Consider the following 599-nt stretch of genomic DNA (forward strand, 5'->3'; position numbering starts at 1 on the left):
AGTTTGCCATGATCGCATTCAATCACGTTGTTCCGGTACTTAATCTGTCGGTGTTCAACGTCAGACGGGCACCGGCCTTCGCGTTTGAGCAGAGCAAGCGCGCGACCATAGGCGGGCGCTTTATCCGTGTTGATGAATCGCGGGATCTGCCACTTCTTCACGTTGTTGAGGATTTTACCCAGAAACCGGTATGCAGCTTTGCTGTTACGACGGGAGGAGAGATAAAAATCGACAGTGCGGCCCCGGCTGTCGACGGCCCGGTACAGATACGCCCAGCGGCCATTGACCTTCACGTAGGTTTCATCCATGTGCCACGGGCAAAGATCGGAAGGGTTACGCCAGTACCAGCGCAGCCGTTTTTCCATTTCAGGCGCATAACGCTGAACCCAGCGGTAAATCGTGGAGTGATCGACATTCACTCCGCGTTCAGCCAGCATCTCCTGCAGCTCACGGTAACTGATGCCGTATTTGCAGTACCAGCGTACGGCCCACAGAATGATGTCACGCTGAAAATGCCGGCCTTTGAATGGGTTCATGTGCAGCTCCATCAGCAAAAGGGGATGATAAGTTTATCACCACCGACTATTTGCAACAGTGCC

At 53.8% G+C, this 599-nt stretch carries 1 protein-coding gene; it reads right to left on the reverse strand.

All coding sequences use genetic code 11. The annotated features are described in order from the left end of the window. A partial coding sequence (locus tag M989_RS24020) for an IS6-like element IS26 family transposase (protein WP_031960954.1) occupies positions 1–536 on the reverse strand: 536 nt, incomplete at its 3' end. Positions 537–599: the final 63 nt, after the last annotated feature.

The organism is Kluyvera georgiana ATCC 51603 (genome assembly GCF_001654985.1).
GTDB classification, from domain to species: Bacteria; Pseudomonadota; Gammaproteobacteria; order Enterobacterales; family Enterobacteriaceae; genus Kluyvera; species Kluyvera georgiana.